This window comes from Citrobacter europaeus (assembly GCA_020099315.1).
GTDB lineage: Bacteria > Pseudomonadota > Gammaproteobacteria > Enterobacterales > Enterobacteriaceae > Citrobacter > Citrobacter europaeus.
On sequence record CP083650.1, the window covers coordinates 657,447 to 673,108 of the forward strand.

The following is a 15,662-nucleotide window of genomic DNA, read 5'->3' on the forward strand; positions in this document are numbered from 1 at the left end:
AGATCATAAAGAGCTTTGATACGGCAAAATGTTCGAACGCAACATTTGGTTGGTGCCGAGACCGTAGTTGGAGCTCAGGCCGCGCAGTTCGATATTAAAGCCGATCGTGTTGTCATAAACTGCATGTTTCTGAGTGTCATCCCAACCGTTCAGCTTACGTTCGTAGCCGAAGCGAATGGCGTAACAGCAGGAGTTGTACTGCAGGCCCAGCATGGAGTCCGCTTCTTTGTTCACGTTGGTGTCGAAGTAGTAAGCTCCGACAATCGACCAGCGATCGGCGATCGGGAAGCTTGCCACTGCGCCCACCTGCGAAATCCCGTTTTTATACTGCTCTGCCGTGGAGTAGTAAGACGGCAGAGTGGCCTGGATATACTCCGAACTGGCGTAACGGTAGTTCAGCTGCAGCATACGGTTTTCGTCGCGACGGTATTCGATACTGCTGCTGCTGGTTGCGACGCTGTCCAGACGCGTGTCGTACTGGATCCCACTGCGTAAACCCCAACGATCGGAGATGCGCCAGTAGGTGTCGCCCGCCCATACCAGTGAACCTGTTTTGTCGTCATTCTCCCATTTAATGTTGTCATCGCCGGTGCGAGACTCGGTGAAATAGTAGATTTGACCCACAGAAATATTAAAACGTTCAACGGCTGCGTCATCATAAACGCGAGATGTGACCCCGGTCGTCACCTGGTTGGCGGAAGCGATACGGTCCAGGCCGCCATAGGTACGGTCACGGAACAGGCCGCTATAGTCAGCTTGCAGCAGGGACGAGTCATAGTTATAGATATGACTTTGGTCGCGATACGGGACGTACAGGTACTGAGCGCGTGGCTCCAGCGTCTGGGTATAACCCGGCGCCAGCATTTGCATGTCACGCTCGAACACCATCTTGCCATCAACTTTAAACTGCGGCATGACGCGGTTGGCTGAATCATCGAGCTTGTTAACGTTACTCGGGTTATTGTTGTACCAATCCAGGTTGGTCTGCTGATAGTGCGTTGCCAGCAGTTTCGCTTCGGTATTGATACTTCCCCAGTTATTCGATAACGGCAGGTTGATAGTCGGTTCCAGGTGAACACGTGTGGCTTCCGGCATGTCGTCATTGGTGTTAACGAAATGCACCGCCTGGCCATAAATGCGGGTATCAAACGGACCAACGTCATTTTGGTAGAAGTTGACATCTAACTGCGGCTCAGCGGAATAACTACTTGTATTCTGATCGTCAAAGACCTGGAACTGCTTGGTCGAAACCGTGGCGTCAAAGTTCTGTACCGCGTAGCCAACGCTGAATTTTTGCGTGGCGTAGCCGTCGGTACTGGAACCGTATTTGTTATCGAAATCATTAAAGTAGCTGGAGTCGCTGACTTTGGTGTAGTCGACGTTGAAACGCCACACCTGGTCCATTACACCGGCGTGTTGCCAGTAAAACAGCCAGCGACGTGAATTGTCATCTTTCGGATGTTCATCCTCGTACACTTTATCGGAGTTCAGATAATCGAACTCCATCAGGCCCGCACCAGCCTGAGTGAGGTAGCGGAATTCGTTCTCCCACATGATCCCGCCACGACGGTGCATATAATGCGGCGTGATAGTGGCGTCCATATTGGGCGCAATGTTCCAGTAGTACGGCAGGTAGAACTCAAAATAGTTCTTGGTAGAATATTTTGCGTTCGGGATCAGGAAACCGGAACGGCGCTTATCACCAACGGGCAACTGTAAATAAGGACTGTAAAAGATCGGAACCGGACCCAGTTTAAAGCGGGCGTTCCAGATCTCCGCGACCTGTTCTTCACGGTCATGAATGACTTCGCTACCGACAACGCTCCAGGTATCGGAACCAGGCAGACAGGAGGTGAAGCTACCGTTTTCCAGAATGGTATAGCGGTTTTCCCCACGCTGCTTCATCAGGTCGGCTTTTCCGCGCCCCTGACGGCCTACCATCTGGTAGTCACCTTCCCAGATGTTGGTATCTTTGGTATTCAGGTTAGACCAGCCCTTCGGCCCCTTCAGAATAACCTGATTATCATCATAATGGACATTGCCCAGCGCATCGACGGTACGTACTGGCTCCGGTTGGCCATCGGCTTGCTTCTGGTGAAGCTGCACTTCGTCTGCCTGCAGGCGGCTATTACCCTGTGCGATGTCCACGTTGCCGGTAAACACCGCGTCATCCGGGTAATTCCCTTTGGCGTTGTCGGCATTGATGGTGACGGGTAATTCATTGGTCTCGCCCTGTACCAGAGGACGGTCATAGCTTGGCACGCCCAGCATACACTGTGAGGCGAGATCGGCTGCCAGGCCCTGATGGCTATAGAGGGCGCTGGCAATCATGGTGGCCAGAAGAGTGGGAATACGTTTTTTCATACGTTGTATTTATTGTTCCATCATCAGTAGCGTCGCGCGTGACAAACGGTCACAGCCTAACTTATCTCATCTTCACTTCGCTAGTATTAATCCTGCCCATTTTATACCCGCCACCTTTCAAGCTGCATCGTCGTTGTCTTCCTCGTTCACACCAGTCACTTACATGAGTAAGCTACAGGGGACTCACTACGTTGCCGCCTTGCTGCAACTCGAAATCCAACGGGTATAGCGTTTGTGGTGTTAGGCACGGCATTGAATGACAGGTATGATAATGCAAATTATAGGCGATGTCCCACAATTGACCGCAGCCGCAAATCGGTAAAAGCACCTTATATTGTGGGACATAGCCTGGCTGAGAGCATAAAGGTTTGGGGAGTCTATGCAGTATTGGGGAAAGATAATTGGTGTAGCCGTGGCCTTAATGATGGGCGGCGGCTTCTGGGGTGTGGTTCTGGGCCTGTTAGTTGGCCACATGTTCGACAAAGCCCGCATGCGCAAAATGGCTTGGTTTGCCAACCAACGTGAACGCCAGGCGCTGTTTTTTGCCACCACCTTTGAGGTGATGGGGCATCTGACCAAATCCAAAGGTCGCGTCACGGAAGCCGATATTCATATCGCCAGCCAATTGATGGATCGGATGAATTTGCACGGAGATTCGCGCACCGCCGCGCAACACGCCTTCCGGGTGGGAAAATCAGACAATTACCCATTACGTGAAAAGATGCGTCAGTTTCGCAGCGTCTGTTTTGGTCGATTCGATCTGATCCGCATGTTTCTGGAGATTCAGATCCAGGCGGCATTTGCCGATGGGTCGTTGCATCCTAACGAGCGTGAAGTGCTGTATGTGATTGCTGAAGAGTTGGGGATCTCACGTACCCAATTTGATCAGTTCCTGCGCATGATGCAGGGCGGCGCGCAGTTTGGCGGCGGGTATCAACAGCAGTCCGGCGGCGGCGGCTGGCAGCAAGCGCAACGCGGCCCGACGCTGGAAGATGCCTGTAATGTACTGGGAGTGAAAGCGACCGATGATGCGACCACCATTAAGCGCGCATACCGTAAGCTGATGAGCGAGCACCATCCGGACAAACTGGTGGCGAAAGGCCTGCCGCCAGAAATGATGGAAATGGCGAAGCAAAAAGCGCAGGAAATTCAGAAGGCGTACGAGCTGATTAAGGATCAAAAAGGATTCAAGTGATTGAATTGCCGGATGCGGCTAGCGCCTTATCCGACCTACGTTGATGAATGTAGGCCGGGCAAGCGAAGCGCCCCCGGCATAAATTGGCTCAGAATTTAAAAATCCGCCGGGACTTTAAACGTCATACTGTTGCCGTATTCGGGATGCGTGATGGTTAACATCTCTGCGTGCAGCAGCAGGCGCGGTGCTAACGCCAGGGCTTGTGGCGGGGCGTAGAAGCGGTCGCCCAGGATCGGATGCCCTAATGCCAGCATATGCACACGCAGCTGGTGGGAGCGTCCGGTAATGGGTTTGAGCACAACCCGGGCGGTGTTATCCGCCGCGAACTCCACCACCTCATACTCGGTCTGCGCCGATTTTCCGGTCTCATAACACACTTTCTGCTTTGGCCGGTTCGGCCAGTCGCAAATCAGCGGTAAATCAACCAGTCCCTCGGCAGGAGCGGGATGCCCCCACACGCGCGCAACATACTGTTTCTTCGGCTCACGTTCGCGAAACTGGCGCTTTAGTTCGCGCTCTGCCGCTTTCGTTAGCGCCACTACAATCACGCCGCTGGTGGCCATATCCAGACGATGTACGGATTCAGCTTGCGGATAATCGCGCTGAATGCGCGTCATCACGCTGTCTTTGTGCTCATCCAGACGGCCCGGCACGGACAACAAGCCGCTCGGTTTGTTGACCACCATAATGTGCTCATCCTGATACAGGATAACCAGCCAGGGTTCCTGCGGCGGATTATAGTTTTCCATCCCCATGTATGGCTCCGTTACTGATGCGTCACGACGATCAGGCGCAGGGCATCCAGACGCCAGCCTGCCTGATCCAGGCTTTCCATCACCTGTTGACGGTTGCTTTCAATTGCGCTGAGTTCGTCATCACGGATATTCGGGTTAACGGCGCGCAGCGCTTCCAGACGGGAGAGTTCTGCCGTCAGCTTCTCGTCCGCTTCTTTACGCGCCGCGTCGATCAACGCGCGGGCCGATTTTTCCACCTGCGCTTCGCCGAGCTGCAGAATGGCATGAACATCCTGCTGGACGGCGTTGACCAGTTTGCTACCGGTATGGCGGTTAACGGCGCTGAGCTGACGGTTAAAGGTTTCGAATTCAACCTGCGCGGCAAGGTTATTGCCGTTTTTGTCCAGCAGCATACGTACCGGCGTTGGCGGCAGGAAACGGTTTAACTGCAGCTGTTTCGGCGCTTGCGCTTCCACAACGTAGACCAGTTCAACCAGCAGAGTACCGACCGGTAACGCTTTGTTTTTCAACAACGAAATGGTGCTGCTACCGGTGTCGCCGGAGAGGATCAGATCCAGACCATTACGGATCAACGGATGTTCCCAGGTAATAAACTGCGCGTCTTCACGCGACAGAGCGACATCGCGCTCAAACGTAATGGTGCAACCATCTTCCGGCAGCCCAGGGAAATCTGGCACCAGCATATGATCGGACGGTGTGAGCACGATCAAATTGTCGCCACGGTCATCCTGATTAATACCAACGATATCAAACAGGTTCATCGCGAAGGCGATCAGACTGGTATCGTCGTCCTGCTCTTCAATACTTTCAGCAAGCCGTTGAGCTTTTTCGCCGCCGTTCGAATGGATCTCCAGCAGGCGATCGCGCCCTTGCTCCAGCTGTGCTTTCAGCGCGTCATGCTGTTCGCGGCAGGTCTTGATCAGATCGTCAAAGCCATCGGTGTTTTCTGGCTCAGCCAGGTAGCCGATTAGATTGTTATAGACTGTGTCATAGATGGTGCGTCCGGTCGGACAGGTGTGTTCGAACGCATCCAGACCTTCGTGGTACCAGCGCACCAGCACGGATTGCGCGGTTTTTTCCAGGTATGGAACGTGGATCTGGATATCATGCGCCTGACCAATACGGTCCAGACGGCCAATACGCTGTTCCAGCAGGTCCGGGTTGAACGGCAGATCAAACATCACCAGATTGCTGGCGAACTGGAAGTTACGTCCCTCGGAGCCGATTTCAGAGCACAGCATCACCTGGGCGCCGCTATCTTCTTCGCTAAACCAGGCCGCCGCGCGGTCACGTTCAATGATCGACATCCCTTCATGGAACACGGCGGCGCGGATACCTTCACGCTCGCGCAGTACCTGCTCCAGTTGAAGCGCGGTGGTGGCTTTCGCGCAGATGACCAGTACTTTTTGCGAGCGGTGGCTGGTCAGGTAGCCCATCAGCCATTCCACGCGTGGGTCAAAGTTCCACCAGGTGCCAGTGTCGCCTTCGAACTCCTGATAAATCTGTTCCGGGTAGAGCATGTCGCGCGCCCGGTCTTCCGCACTCTTACGCGCGCCCATAATGCCGGAGACCTTAATCGCCGTCTGGTATTGGGTTGGCAACGGTAATTTGATGGTATGCAGTTCGCGTTTCGGAAAGCCTTTCACACCGTTACGGGTATTACGGAACAGCACGCGGCTGGTACCGTGGCGGTCCATTAGCATCGAAACCAGTTCCTGGCGTGCGCTCTGGGCGTCTTCGCTGTCGCTGTTTGCCGCCTGCAATAACGGCTCAATGTCCTGTTCGCCAATCATGTCGCCTAACATGTTCAGCTCATTGTTGCTCAGCTTGTTGCCGGCCAGCAGCATGGCGACGGCGTCGGCGACCGGACGGTAGTTTTTCTGTTCTTCAACAAACTGGGCGAAATCGTGGAAACGGTTTGGATCCAGCAGGCGCAGGCGTGCAAAGTGGCTTTCCAGGCCCAGCTGTTCAGGCGTTGCGGTCAGCAACAGGATACCCGGCACGCGCTCTGCCAGTTGTTCAACGGCCATATATTCACGGCTGGGCGCGTCTTCGCTCCACACCAGGTGGTGGGCTTCATCGACGATCAGCAGATCCCATTCGGCGTCACACAGGTGCTCCAGACGCTGTTTACTGCGACGGGCAAAGTCCAGCGAACAGATAACCAACTGTTCGGTTTCAAACGGGTTGTAGGCGTCGTGCTGCGCCTCTGCATAACGCTCATCATCGAACAGCGCAAAGCGCAGGTTGAAACGGCGCAGCATTTCGACCAGCCACTGGTGCTGTAGCGTCTCCGGGACGATGATCAGCACGCGTTCTGCAGAGCCGGAAAGTAGCTGTTGATGCAATATCATCCCGGCTTCAATGGTTTTACCTAAACCAACTTCATCAGCCAGCAGAACGCGAGGAGCATGGCGGCGGCCAACATCATGGGCAATGTTGAGCTGGTGGGGGATAAGGCTGGTACGTTGACCACGCAAACCACTCCACGGCATACGGTACTGTTCGCTCTGAAATTTACGCGCGCGATAGCGCAGCGCAAAGCGATCCATACGGTCAATCTGACCGGCAAACAGGCGATCCTGCGGTTTGCTGAATACCAGTTTGCTGTCGAGCAGCACTTCACGCAGCGTTACACCGGTTTCTTCTGTATCAAGGCGGGTTCCGATATAGGCAAGCAGGCCGTTTTCTTCTTTTACTTCATCGACATGCAGTTGCCAGCCTTCATGGCTCGTTATCGTATCACCAGGATTGAACATCACGCGGGTCACGGGGGAATCACTGCGCGCATACAGACGGTTTTCGCCCGTCGATGAGAAAAGTAAAGTGACGGTTCGCGCATCCATGGCGACAACAGTACCAAGTCCCAATTCGCTTTCTGTATCGCTGATCCAGCGTTGACCAAGTGTAAAAGGCATATATGTTCGGCTCTATATCTTTAATTGCAGGCAATACTCGTCATTTTCCGGGCTAATCCCCGTTATTGAGAGCATACGACCCCGCTACCAGGCTAATAAATCAGTGGTAGTGGTGTTAAATGGGTCCAGGAATGGAAAGGGCGCTATGGTACTGGATGGCGGCGGTTTCGTCACGCGTCAAAATAACCCCAGTTGTCCTGTGAGTAGTGTAGCAAAATTATCGTCAATAAAGGGAAGAATTCCCTCGGCGACCGGCTGGATCTGACGGGTCAGATAATGCTCATAATCGAGAGCAGACTGCTGATAATCAACAGGTTCTGGACCATTAATCGTCCAGACATATTTAATCGTACCGCGATTCTGATACTGCGGTGGACGCCCCAGTTTGACATTCTGCTCATCGGCTAGCCGCGCAGCGCGCACGTGTGGCGGAACATTGCGCTGGTATTCGCTCAACGGGCGGCGCAGACGCTTACGGTACACCAGTTGTTCATCCAGTTCACCCGCCATCAGACGGTCGATAGTCTCGCGAACGAACTCCTGATAGGGCTGGTTACGAAAAATTCGCAGGTACAACTCCTGCTGAAACTGCTGGGCCAGCGGTGTCCAGTCGGTTCGTACCGTTTCCAGCCCCTTAAACACCATGCGCTGCTCAGCGCCCGCCTGAATCATCCCGGCGTAGCGTTTTTTGCTGCCGGTATCTGCACCGCGAATGGTTGGCATCAGAAAGCGGCAAAAGTGGGTTTCAAATTCCAGTTCCAGCGCGCTGGTCAGGTTTTGTTGCTTCAGCGACTGCGCCCACCAGTCGTTGACATAGCTCACCAGCTCACGGCCAATCCGGGCGGCATCCTCTTCTGAGTGCGCCTTTTTAAGCCAGACAAAGGTCGAGTCGGTATCGCCATAGATAACGTCGTAACCCTGAGCTTCAATCAGCGCTTTGGTCTGACGCATGATCGCGTGACCGCGCATGGTGATAGACGAAGCCAGCCTCGGGTCGAAAAAACGGCAGGCGGTGGTGCCAAGCACGCCGTAAAATGCGTTCATGATGATTTTCAGCGCCTGCGAGAGCGGTTTATTGCCATGGCGTTTGGCTTCATCGCGCCCATGCCAGATCTGGGTAACGATTTCCGGCAGGCAATGTTTTTCGCGTGAGAACCAGGCGTCAAGGAATCCTTCGGTGCTGTGCTCCGGATCCGGATGCGCCATCCCTTCAATAAGTCCCACCGGATCGATCAAAAATGTACGGATAATTGACGGATACAAACTTTTGTAATCCAGCACCAGTACGGAGTCGTACAAACCCGGGCGTGAGTCCATTACGTAGCCGCCGGGGCTGGCGTGCGCGGGAACCTCCCCCAGATTTGGCGCCACGTAACCCGCCCGATGCATTCGCGGCAGGTAGAGATGGCCGAAGGCGGCAACGGAGCCGCCGTGCCGGTCGACCGGCAGGCCATTGACCGTCGATCGTTCCAGTAGGAATGGCATGATCTCGGTTTTATGAAAAATACGCGTGACCAGTTCACAGTCTTTGAGATTATAGGTAGCGAGCGCGGGCTTATCCTGGGCAAACCGGCGATCGATTTCGTCCATCCTGTCCCAGGGATTATCAATTGACTTCCCTTCGCCCAGCAGCTCCTGCGACACCGTCTCCAGCGAAAATGACGAGAAATTCCAGAATGCGGATTTGAGCGCCTCGATGCCGTCGATAATCAGGCGGCCTTTAGCCTGTGCGAAAAACACGCCGTTTTTGAAGCCATGCTCGCGCCACTCCAGCTCGCTATGATCACGACCAAAACGCAGAGGAATACGGTAACGTTCGGCATGCTTTTGCAGGACGCGTAAATCGAATTGCACGACGTTCCAGCCGATTATCACATCGGGATCGTGACGGGCAATCCAGTCGTTAAGTTTTTCCAGCAACAGCGGGCGGCTTGCGACGTACTCGAGTTCAAAATCCAGCGCTGAGGCGTCGCCGTTTTCCGGGCCGAGCATGTAGACAATACGCTGCCCACAGCCTTCAAGACCGATACAGTAGAGTTCGCCGTGGCGCGTGGTTTCGATATCCAGCGATACCCATTTCAGCGGCGGTCGATAATCCGGGTTCGGCTTCAGCCGGGCATTAACCAGCGTGCCATTATGTCTGTCGCCTTCAACCCAAACAGGGGACGTGATAAAGCGCTCCATCAGATACCGCTCCGGCGGGCGCACGTCAGCCTCATAGACAGTAACCGCGTTTTCGCGCAGCAGTTTTTCCAGGCGCATAAGCTGGCGATGTGAGCGGCAATACAGGCCGGAAACGGACTGGCGGTGGAAGTCTTGCAACTGAAGCGGCGTCAGGCGATAGCCGTTTTCAGTGCGTAATAATGATGTTACGCGAGGAACCTGACTGCCAGGAATAAACGCCACCGACTCCTGAGGCGCGAGCGTGACTTGCAGCGGCCCGTCGTCTGTAGCCAGCCAGAATGAGACCTCAGTTCCCTGCGGGGTGTCCCGCCAGTGCCGGGTTAAAATAAAGCCTGCCTGCGCCACGCTGCGTATCCATTAAAAAACCAGGCATTATTATAGCCTGGTTTACATGATTGTACTGTTATTTTGTACAGGTATGAGGCGTATAAGATGGTATCCGCTGTAGTAAACTGATTCCCTAAGTAAAAAGCGCGTTTGCAACCACCAGGATTGATAACGGGTTGAAGGCGTGGGCGATGACCAACTGTTAATTCCGTTATCTCTTGCAATTGTTTGTAATCGCAACATATGCAACGGATCGCTGACTAGCAATGCCGTTTGCCAGTGTTGATGCTTCAGTATTTTTTGCGCATAGCGGATGTTTTCGCGAGTTACCGTAGAACGTTCTTCAAGAAAAATGACGTTTGCAGGGATGCCTTGTGCCATTACATATTGACGGGCTATCGAGGCATCGGAAGTGGAAGCCCCAGCGCTGTAACCGCCGGTGAGTACCAGTGCATTAACTAATTTATGTTGGTAAAGCCAGACAGCATGATCCAGTCTTGCCTGAAAGACCAGGGAAGGGCGATCTCCGTTAACACCAGCACCTGCTACGATTGCGCAATCCGCCTTTCGCGTGTGATCTTCATGGCTGAACTGGTAAATGGAGAATGCGTTGTGAGCTATCACTGCGGTAAACATAGTGAAGGACAACGTGATTATGCGTTGAAATTTCATGGGTAATACCCGCGCACCGTTAAAAAAACGAACACTATTTTACCAGCATAACGGTCAATTGCGTAAAAGCTGTAGTTATATTTTATTTGTGAATATGGTTAATTAAAGTAACGCTGGAAAGTTATTCTATTCACATGATTGAGACGTTTTTTTATGTTATTGTGATTCGATTATGTATTTTTCATAAGTTGGAAGTCCGCATCAGGATTTTTATGTCATTTTCGGAATTGTGCTCATCCAGTTTTGTTACTTATCCCTCGGTTCAGAGAAAATTGTCCCTATTTTTATTTGTTTTTATTCATGGTTAGTGTAACTATTTTAATCGAAACATTCGGGTTATCAGGTTGAATATAATATATTTATATGGCTTGCTATTGTCTGGATAAAAACGGATTTTCAGTTCGATTTCGTCGGGAATATCTCTCTGTATAATTTGATTTTTATCGCTTAATATAATTTTATTCATCTGATAGCTCGAGTGTTTTATATCAATAGCTTGGGTGTGTTGTATGATGGAGAGGTATTATGAATGTTTATACTCAGGCGTTACAGGTAGGATATGATCACTATCTCTTCGTGAATACTCAGTTATCTAATCCTACAATTAAGTCGGTAAGTCGATACATTGAGTATAGAACGTGGTCAGGGCAAATCTGGCGTACTGAGGTTATTGAACGAGGGAATGCTTTTTTTCACTGGCAAGGACATGACAGAATAAATGGGCATCGTGATACGGTTATTAATTATTTATTGAACGGACAACGCTGGCAATCAACAATTGCAGATTATATTTTCTTTCATTCACTGGATGGGGAGGATACTCTGGGACATTATGATAACGTGATTAAATACGTTTGTGCTAATAATTGTATGTATCGCAGTTCGTTTGCAGAATATATAACGGAATAAAAAGAAAGCGCGCCACTCTTTCCGGGCGCGCTTGTATTAATTTCACTGCCCATAGTAGGCTTTTGCGCCGTGTTTGCGCAGGTAGTGTTTATCCAGCAGGGTTTGTTGCATATCCGGCAACTGTGGCGCGAGTTGACGGCAGAAGATCCCCATATAGGCGACTTCTTCCAGCACAATGGCGTTATGCACCGCATCCTCGGCATTTTTTCCCCAGGCAAACGGACCGTGAGAATGCACCAGCACGCCAGGCATCTGCGAAGCGTCAATGCCTTGTTTCTCAAAGGTTTCAACGATCACGTTACCGGTTTCCCACTCATATTCGCCGTTGATTTCGTCCTCGGTCATTTTCCGCGTGCAGGGAATAGAACCGTAGAAATAATCCGCATGGGTGGTACCCGTGGCCGGAATCGACTGACCGGCCTGCGCCCAGATGGTTGCATGGCGTGAATGAGTATGAACAATACCGCCAATGGTTGGGAATGCCTGATACAGCAGACGGTGCGTCGGGGTATCGGAAGAGGGTTTCTTCGTACCTTCTACAACTTCACCGGTAGCGATACTGACGACGACCATATCTTCTGCGGTCATTACGCTGTAATCGACCCCGGAAGGTTTGATCACAAACACGCCGCGATCGCGATCGACAGCGCTGACGTTCCCCCAGGTCAGGGTGACCAGATTGTGCTTAGGTAACGCCAGATTGGCTTCCAGTACCTGACGTTTGAGATCTTCTAACATGATGCTCTCCGATGAATCTTGCCGGATGGCGCTACGCTTATCCGGCCTACAAATCGCACAGCCCTGTAGGCCGGATAAGGTGTCTACGCCGCCAACCGGCAGTTGTTAACGTTTGAAGCCGTAATACACTTCGTTCCAGCGCAGTGCGTCCTTAAAGGCCGGCAGACGGGTATCGTTGTCGATCACTGCGATCTCGATATCGTGCATTTCAGCGAACTGGCGCATATCGTTCAGATCCAGCGCGTGGCTGAACACGGTGTGGTGCGCGCCACCGGCGAGGATCCAGGCTTCAGATGCGGTTGGCAGATCCGGCTGTGCCTTCCACAGCGCGTTAGCCACCGGCAGTTTCGGCAGGGAGTGCGGCGTTTGCACCGTGTCGATGCAGTTAACCAGCAGGCGAAAACGATCGCCGAGATCGATCAGGCTGGCAACCACTGCCGGACCGGTTTGGGTGTTGAAGATCAGACGTGCAGGATCGTCTTTACCACCAATGCCGAGATGCTGTACGTCGAGGATCGGTTTCTCTTCCACCGCGATGGTCGGGCACACTTCCAGCATGTGCGAACCGAGCACCAGATCGTTACCTTTCTCGAAGTGGTAGGTGTAATCCTCCATAAATGAGGTGCCGCCCTGCAGACCGGTTGACATCACCTTCATGATGCGAAGCAGAGCGGCGGTTTTCCAGTCGCCTTCGCCCGCAAAGCCGTAGCCTTGCTGCATCAGACGCTGTACGGCCAGACCCGGAAGCTGTTTCAGGCCGTGCAAATCTTCAAATGTGGTGGTGAAGGCGTGGAATCCGCCCTGTTCCAGGAAGCGCTTCATCCCCAGCTCAATACGGGCCGCTTCCAGTACGTTTTGACGCTTTTCACCGTGGACTTGCGTCGCCGCCGTCATGGTGTAGGTGCTTTCATATTCATCGATTAGCGCGTTGATTTCGCCATCGCTAATTGCGTTCACTACCTGCACCAGATCGCCTACGGCCCAGGTATTTACCGAGAAGCCGAACTTGATCTGCGCAGCGACTTTATCGCCATCGGTGACCGCAACTTCGCGCATATTGTCGCCAAAACGGCAGACTTTCAGATGGCGGGTATCCTGTTTGGACACGGCCTGGCGCATCCAGGAGCCAATGCGTTCGTGCGCTTGTTTATCCTGCCAGTGACCAGTGACCACGGCATGCTGCTGACGCATACGCGCCCCGATGAAGCCGAACTCGCGACCGCCGTGTGCGGTCTGGTTCAGGTTCATAAAGTCCATATCAATGCTGTCCCACGGCAGGGCGGCGTTGAACTGGGTGTGGAACTGCATCAGCGGTTTGTTGAGGATAGTCAGACCGTTAATCCACATTTTGGCCGGGGAGAAGGTATGCAGCCAGACCACCAGGCCTGCGCAGCGATCGTCATAGTTGGCATCACGACAGATAGCGGTAATTTCGTCAGGTGAAGTACCCAGCGGTTTTAATACCAGTTTGCAGGGCAGTTTAGCTTCAGTATTCAGTGCGTTAACAACGTGCTCGGCATGTTGGGTTACCTGACGCAGTGTTTCCGGGCCATACAGATGCTGGCTACCAATCACAAACCACACTTCATAGTTATCAAAAATTGTCATTGTCGTGTCCTTAATGAGTCAGGGTTGCCAGGTCTACCGGGGCTTGCTGCGCCGGTGCGGCAGTCGGAAGGTACTGTTGTTCAGCGCTTACCGCCCACAGCTGGTAGCGGCGGTAAAGCTGTTCAAAGCGTTGAGCCTGTTCTGGACGAGGTTGCATCGTCTTTTCTACTGCACTTGCCATGTGCTGCTGGGCGGCTGGAATGTCTGCATGGACCTGCGCGGCAACAGCGGCGAAGATAGCCGCACCGAGCGCACAGCACTGGTCTGAAGCGACAATCTGCAGCGGACGGTTTAGCACGTCACAGCAGGCCTGCATGATGACCGGGTTTTTACGCGCGATACCGCCAAGCGCCATGACGTTGTTAACCGCAATGCCTTGTTCGGTGAAGCATTCCATGATGGCGCGTGCGCCAAAGGCTGTGGCGGCAATCAGACCACCGAACAGCGCCGGCGCGTCGGTTGCCAGATTCAGATCGGTGATTACACCTTTCAGACGCTGATTGGCATTGGGCGTACGTCGACCGTTGAACCAGTCGAGCACTACCGGCAGATGATCAAGCGATGGATTTTTCGCCCAGGCCTCGGTTAGCGCTGGCAGCAGCTGTTTTTGGCTGGCTTTAATCTGGGACTGCAGCTCCGGGTGTTGCGCGGCAAGCTGTTCCAGCGGCCAGCTCAGCACGCGGCTAAACCAGGCATAAATATCGCCGAATGCAGACTGACCTGCCTCGAGGCCAATAAAATGCGGCACCACGCTGCCATCAACCTGGCCGCAAATGCCTTTCACCGCGCGCTCGCCGACGCTGTGCTTGTCGGCAATCAGAATGTCGCAGGTCGACGTGCCGATGACTTTCACCAGCGTATTGGGCTGTGCGCCCGCGCCGACCGCACCCATATGGCAGTCAAAAGCGCCGCCGGCAATCACCACGCTTTCCGCTAACCCCAGACGCTGTGCCCACTCGGCGCACAGGGTGCCAACCGGCAGGTCGGCCGTGAAGGTATCGGTAAACATTGGGTATTGCAGATGGCGGTTGAGGATGGGGTCAAGTTCGTCAAAGAAGCTGGCTGGCGGCAGACCGCCCCAGCTTTCATGCCACAGGGATTTATGCCCGGCGCTGCAGCGACCGCGGCGAATATCCTGCGGGCGTACGGTGTTGGAGAGCAGGGCCGGAACCCAGTCGCATAGCTCAATCCACGAGACCGCAGCTTCGGCAACCGCATGGTCCTGGCGAGTCACATGCAGGATTTTGGCCCAGAACCATTCACTGGAATAAATACCGCCGATATAGCGGGAGTAATCGCTCTTGCCCGGCGTGTGGCACAGGCGGGTGATTTCTTCAGCTTCTTCTACTGAGGTGTGATCTTTCCACAGAACAAACATTGCATTTGGGTTTTCCGCGAACTCCGGACGCAGCGCCAGTACGTTGCCGTCGGCATCGATGGGGGCCGGGGTTGAACCGGTACTGTCAACGCCAATGCCGACCACTTCCGCGCGTTGTTCCGCGCTCAGTTCGGCCAGTACGGTTTTCAGCGCCGCTTCCATGGATTCAATGTAGTCGCGCGGATGATGGCGAAACTGGTTGTTCGGGCCGTCGCAATACTGCCCTTGCTGCCAACGTGGGTACCACTCTACGCTGGTGGCGATTTCTTCACCGGTGGCACATTCCACTGCCAATGCGCGTACTGAATCACTGCCAAAATCGAGGCCAATTGCAATCGCCATCGTCTTACTCCATCCAAAAATACGGGTATGGATAAACAGTAGTGAGTGGGGATAAAAACCGTCAGGCAGGATCCGCTAATCTTATGGACTAAAATGCTGTGGGATCACAAAGTGTGACGCTGTGCAAATAATCAATGTGGACATTTCTGCCGTAGTTATAGACACTTTTGTTAGCTGATTTTGACGTTGGCCCAGTACATGTTTTTTACAAATTGCTTTTCACAAGCGGGGTTGATGGTCCATTACCGCAAACACTGCGGCACGCAGGGGCG

General features: G+C 53.2%; 10 protein-coding genes. 2 read left to right on the forward strand and 8 right to left on the reverse strand.

Features of this window, described 5'->3' with window-relative positions:
* Window positions 1-3 precede the first annotated feature (3 nt).
* On the reverse strand, window positions 4-2,364 hold the full coding sequence (lptD, locus tag LA337_03150; protein UBI16707.1) for an LPS assembly protein LptD: 2,361 nt from the start codon (window positions 2,362-2,364) through the stop codon (window positions 4-6).
* A 379-nt stretch (window positions 2,365-2,743) separates the two neighbouring features.
* Between lptD and djlA the strand changes: the two genes are divergently transcribed.
* On the forward strand, window positions 2,744-3,559 hold the full coding sequence (gene djlA, locus LA337_03155; protein UBI16708.1) for a co-chaperone DjlA: 816 nt from the start codon (window positions 2,744-2,746) through the stop codon (window positions 3,557-3,559).
* A 95-nt stretch (window positions 3,560-3,654) separates the two neighbouring features.
* On the opposite strand, the gene rluA is transcribed toward djlA, so the two are convergent.
* The 4 genes from rluA to LA337_03175 all read right to left on the reverse strand — a co-directional run bounded on the left by rluA (window position 3,655) and on the right by LA337_03175 (window position 10,415).
* The gene (gene rluA / locus LA337_03160; GenBank protein UBI16709.1) at window positions 3,655-4,314 is read right to left on the reverse strand and encodes a bifunctional tRNA pseudouridine(32) synthase/23S rRNA pseudouridine(746) synthase RluA; all 660 of its coding nucleotides are present in this window, start codon (window positions 4,312-4,314) and stop codon (window positions 3,655-3,657) included.
* A gap of 11 nt (window positions 4,315-4,325) precedes the next feature.
* On the reverse strand, window positions 4,326-7,232 hold the full coding sequence (gene rapA / locus LA337_03165; protein ID UBI16710.1) for an RNA polymerase-associated protein RapA: 2,907 nt from the start codon (window positions 7,230-7,232) through the stop codon (window positions 4,326-4,328).
* Between the two features lie 177 nt (window positions 7,233-7,409).
* Complete coding sequence (polB, locus tag LA337_03170) at window positions 7,410-9,761, reverse strand: DNA polymerase II (protein ID UBI16711.1); 2,352 nt, start codon at window positions 9,759-9,761, stop codon at window positions 7,410-7,412.
* 42 nt (window positions 9,762-9,803) lie between these two features.
* Window positions 9,804-10,415 carry a YdcF family protein gene (locus LA337_03175; GenBank protein UBI16712.1) on the reverse strand — a complete coding sequence of 204 codons (612 nt, stop codon included), beginning with the start codon at window positions 10,413-10,415 and terminating at the stop codon, window positions 9,804-9,806.
* A gap of 525 nt (window positions 10,416-10,940) precedes the next feature.
* Here LA337_03175 and LA337_03180 point away from each other — a divergent pair.
* Entirely contained in the window at window positions 10,941-11,324 is a 384-nt protein-coding gene (locus LA337_03180) for a DUF4751 family protein (GenBank protein UBI16713.1), read from the forward strand.
* A gap of 42 nt (window positions 11,325-11,366) precedes the next feature.
* Here LA337_03180 and araD read toward each other — a convergent pair whose 3' ends face one another.
* From araD to araB, 3 genes are all read right to left on the reverse strand, one after another.
* Window positions 11,367-12,062, reverse strand: a complete 696-nt coding sequence (araD, locus tag LA337_03185; protein UBI16714.1) for an L-ribulose-5-phosphate 4-epimerase — start codon at window positions 12,060-12,062, stop codon at window positions 11,367-11,369.
* Window positions 12,063-12,167: 105 nt separating this feature from the next.
* The gene (araA, locus tag LA337_03190) at window positions 12,168-13,670 is read right to left on the reverse strand and encodes an L-arabinose isomerase (GenBank protein ID UBI16715.1); all 1,503 of its coding nucleotides are present in this window, start codon (window positions 13,668-13,670) and stop codon (window positions 12,168-12,170) included.
* Between the two features lie 10 nt (window positions 13,671-13,680).
* Window positions 13,681-15,390 (reverse strand): ribulokinase, encoded by a 1,710-nt coding sequence (gene araB / locus LA337_03195; protein UBI16716.1) that lies wholly within the window; start codon window positions 15,388-15,390, stop codon window positions 13,681-13,683.
* Window positions 15,391-15,662 lie beyond the last annotated feature (272 nt).

Excerpts from the sequence above, each read along its gene's own strand:
- lptD (UBI16707.1), bottom strand. The coding sequence starts at position 2,364 with ATGAAAAAACGTATTCCCACTCTTCTGGCCACCATGATTGCCAGCGCC.
- djlA (UBI16708.1), top strand. The coding sequence starts at position 2,744 with ATGCAGTATTGGGGAAAGATAATTGGTGTAGCCGTGGCCTTAATGATG.
- rluA (UBI16709.1), bottom strand. The coding sequence starts at position 4,314 with ATGGGGATGGAAAACTATAATCCGCCGCAGGAACCCTGGCTGGTTATC.
- rapA (UBI16710.1), bottom strand. The coding sequence starts at position 7,232 with ATGCCTTTTACACTTGGTCAACGCTGGATCAGCGATACAGAAAGCGAA.
- LA337_03175 (UBI16712.1), bottom strand. The coding sequence starts at position 10,415 with ATGAAATTTCAACGCATAATCACGTTGTCCTTCACTATGTTTACCGCA.
- LA337_03180 (UBI16713.1), top strand. The coding sequence starts at position 10,941 with ATGAATGTTTATACTCAGGCGTTACAGGTAGGATATGATCACTATCTC.
- araD (UBI16714.1), bottom strand. The coding sequence starts at position 12,062 with ATGTTAGAAGATCTCAAACGTCAGGTACTGGAAGCCAATCTGGCGTTA.
- araA (UBI16715.1), bottom strand. The coding sequence starts at position 13,670 with ATGACAATTTTTGATAACTATGAAGTGTGGTTTGTGATTGGTAGCCAG.
- araB (UBI16716.1), bottom strand. The coding sequence starts at position 15,390 with ATGGCGATTGCAATTGGCCTCGATTTTGGCAGTGATTCAGTACGCGCA.